The organism is Streptomyces sparsus (assembly GCF_054776295.1).
The window spans coordinates 1-3,000 of the sequence record NZ_BAAHCA010000617.1 but is presented as its reverse complement, the minus strand read 5'-3'; the positions used below and the strand labels follow the sequence as shown (position 1 = coordinate 3,000).

At 71.3% G+C, this 3,000-nt stretch carries 4 protein-coding genes; 2 read left to right on the top strand and 2 right to left on the bottom strand.

Going from position 1 to position 3,000, the window contains the following annotated elements; translation table 11 throughout:
• Positions 1 to 158: 158 nt before the first annotated feature.
• On the bottom strand, positions 159 to 1,121 hold the full coding sequence (locus ACYVE9_RS21135) for an RNA polymerase sigma factor SigF (protein ID WP_461029467.1): 963 nt from the start codon (positions 1,119 to 1,121) through the stop codon (positions 159 to 161).
• Positions 1,122 to 1,364: 243 nt separating this feature from the next.
• Between ACYVE9_RS21135 and ACYVE9_RS21130 the strand changes: the two genes are divergently transcribed.
• Together ACYVE9_RS21130 and ACYVE9_RS21125 are read left to right on the top strand one after the other, a co-directional pair.
• The gene (locus tag ACYVE9_RS21130) at positions 1,365 to 1,748 is read left to right on the top strand and encodes an STAS domain-containing protein (protein WP_461029466.1); all 384 of its coding nucleotides are present in this window, start codon (positions 1,365 to 1,367) and stop codon (positions 1,746 to 1,748) included.
• Between the two features lie 158 nt (positions 1,749 to 1,906).
• On the top strand, positions 1,907 to 2,413 hold the full coding sequence (locus ACYVE9_RS21125) for an ATP-binding protein (protein WP_461029465.1): 507 nt from the start codon (positions 1,907 to 1,909) through the stop codon (positions 2,411 to 2,413).
• 199 nt (positions 2,414 to 2,612) lie between these two features.
• Here the strand turns inward: ACYVE9_RS21125 and ACYVE9_RS21120 are convergent.
• A partial coding sequence (locus ACYVE9_RS21120) for an alpha/beta hydrolase family protein (protein WP_461029464.1) occupies positions 2,613 to 3,000 on the bottom strand: 388 nt, incomplete at its 5' end.

The following is a 3,000-nucleotide window of genomic DNA, read 5'->3' as shown; positions in this document are numbered from 1 at the left end:
GAGGACGGCTGGTCCGGCGAGCAGCCGTCCGGGGCCGACCGTCCGGGACCGGCCGTCCGTGACGACGACCGCAGGGCCGTCCCGGTGCGATGTCCGGGGCGACCCTGCGGCCTGCGCGCATCCGCCGCGCAGGGGCCGGTGCGGAGGGCACCGGGTGGTCACTCCTCGACGAGCAGGCCCTTGCGGAGCTTGGTGAGGGTGCGGGAGAGCAGCCGGGAGACGTGCATCTGGGAGATGCCCAGCTCCTCGCCGATCTCCGACTGGGTCATGTTCGCCACGAAGCGCAGCGACAGTATGTGCCGGTCGCGCTGCGGCAGGGCGGCGATCAGCGGCTTGAGCGACTCGATGTACTCGATGCCCTCGAGCCCGTCGTCCTCGTAGCCGATGCGGTCGGCGAGCGCGCCCTCGGACTCGTCCTCCTCGGGCTGGGCGTCCAGCGAGCTCGCGGTGTACGCGTTGCTCGCCGTCATGCCCTCGACGACCTCCTCGCGCGTGATCCCGAGCCGCTCGGCGAGTTCCGCCACGGTGGGCGCGCGGTCCAACTGCTGGGCCAGCTCGTCGCCGGCCTTCGCGAGGTCGAGGCGGAGCTCCTGGAGGCGCCGGGGCACCCGCACCGACCACGAGGTGTCGCGGAAGAAGCGCTTGATCTCACCGACGATGGTCGGCATCGCGAAGGTGGGGAACTCCACCTCGCGGTCCGGCTCGAAGCGGTCGATGGCCTTGATGAGTCCGATGGTGCCGACCTGGACGATGTCCTCCATCGGCTCACTGCGGGAGCGGAACCGGGCGGCGGCGAACTTCACCAGCGCGAGGTTCAGCTCGACCAGCGTGTTGCGCACGTAGGCGCGGCCGTGGGTGCCCTCTTCCAGGGTCTCCAGACGCTGGAAGAGCGTCTTCGAGAGCGCACGGGCGTCCAGCGGGCCCACCTCACCGAACGGCGTGCCCTCAGCCAGTTCGTCGAGGTGTAGGTCATCGAGCAGTGGGGTACCCGGGTCTGCGGCGGGCTCCGCGGCGGTGGTCGGGGTTGCCGACGACGCGGCCCGTGCGGTGTCATGGGCCACCTGATCCAGGGCCCGATCCCCGCTGCGCCTGGTATGCGACTCGTCGAGCTGGGGTGACATGGTTGTCCTCCATGGTTCTCGGCGGTAAGGCTGCCGAAGCCGTGACGTGCACTTGCAGGTGCGGCGCCTCCGAAGCCGACGTGTTGGTACTGCCTTTACGTTAACTAGGCCTACCTGCTGGCGCCCGGGCATGGCAAGTGCGGAATGTCCGTTTTGTGCATGCCAGCTTCGTTCTCCGGGTACCGACGGTGACGGTCAAGGCGTAAGGTTTACCCGCTGAAGACACGAGCAGAAGGGGTGCACATGGACCGCGGGATGCCCGGCAGCACGAGCCACCGGGGCCGGCTGTCGGTTGACGTGCGCCGAGAAGGCGCCAGTGCAGTGATCACCCCCGACGGCGAGCTCGACCACCACACCGCGCAGGTGCTGCGAGAGCCGCTTGAGCAGTGCGTTGACAGTGGTTGCGGGCGTCTTGTCGTGGACTGCTCGCAGCTCGAGTTCTGCGATTCGACCGGTCTCAACGTGCTGCTCGGAGCCCGCCTGAAGGCGGAGGCGGCGGGTGGCGGAGTACACCTCGCCAACATGCAGCCGGTGGTCGCCCGTGTGCTGGAGATCACCGGCGCCGGCGCCGTCTTCACCCTCCACGAAACGCTGGCGGACGCGCTCGTCGGCTCATCGGACTCGTAATCCAAGCGTTATGCGTCTCACACAGGTCCGAAGGAATCAGTGGGTGTTCTCACGGTCCGCCCGGGCAGGAGACCTCTGGAATCTGTCAGCTGCCCGTGCCCCGCGAACCTGCGGGCTCGGCGACATACGACCCGGTGAACCGGCGAGGTGAAGCATTGATGAGCACCACCCGGCCCTCCCCGGCGGGCGATCGCGGCCCGGAACCGCCTCAGGAGGCGTCCGTTCCCGGCGCGCCGGTCGGCCAGGTGCGCGAGCTGCGTCAGGTGCGCCGACTCCGGCTCGTGGGGGCCGGCGGCGCGGTGCAACGCTCGCGTGACTTCGCCCGCCAGGCGCTGCACGACTGGGGGTGGCTGCCCGCCGCCTCCGCGGAACTGCGTGCCGCCGCCGAGGACGTCCTGCTGGTCGTCTCCGAGCTGGTGACGAACGCCTGCCTGCACGCGGGCGCCCCCCAGGAGCTGCGCGTCGGCTGCGGCCCGAACGTGTTCCGTGTGGAGGTGGTCGACCCCGGCAGTGGGCAACCGGCCCCCCGCACACCGCACCGCCCCGGACGACCCGGCGGCCACGGCATGTTCATCGTCCAGCGGCTGTGCCTGGACTGGGGCGTCGAGCACGACCCGGACGGCAACGGCAAGACGGTGTGGGCGGAACTGCCCGGACCGGCGTGAGGCGACCTGACCGACGACACGGGGCTGTTTCAACCTGACCGCACGACCTGACCGGTCACGCCCTGACCGGCGTGAGGGGGAGACCCGACCGGCCCGGACCGGGCCGGCGCGACGGGGCCGGGTCCAGGGGGACCGACACACGGGGAAGCGTGCACGGGACGGCTGCGACGGAGCCGGTGCACGGATTCACGGGGCATGTTCACGGGGTTTGTCCAGGGGTCGGCACGATCCAGGCCCGTTCACGGGACTGAGGCCGCGACGGGCCTGACGCGACCGAGCCCGAACGGTCGCCGGTTCTGGCGTCCAGCCAGGCCAGGACCTCCGAGGCCACTCCGGGCAGTTCGAGCAGCGCGACGCCGTGCGCGTCCCCCGGCAGCACCCGGACGGTGACCCCCGGGAGGGCCGCCGCGACCTCCCGCGAGTGCGCCGCGGGCACGAAGTCACCCTCCGAGTGCAGCAGCAGCATCGGCGGGCCGTCGTCCACCGACCCGTCGTCCACCCGCCCGCCGTGCACCGCGCTGTCCCGCCACCGCTCCCGGCACCGCGCGTCCGCGCGGACCGGCCGGCACCCCAGCAGGCGTTCCGCC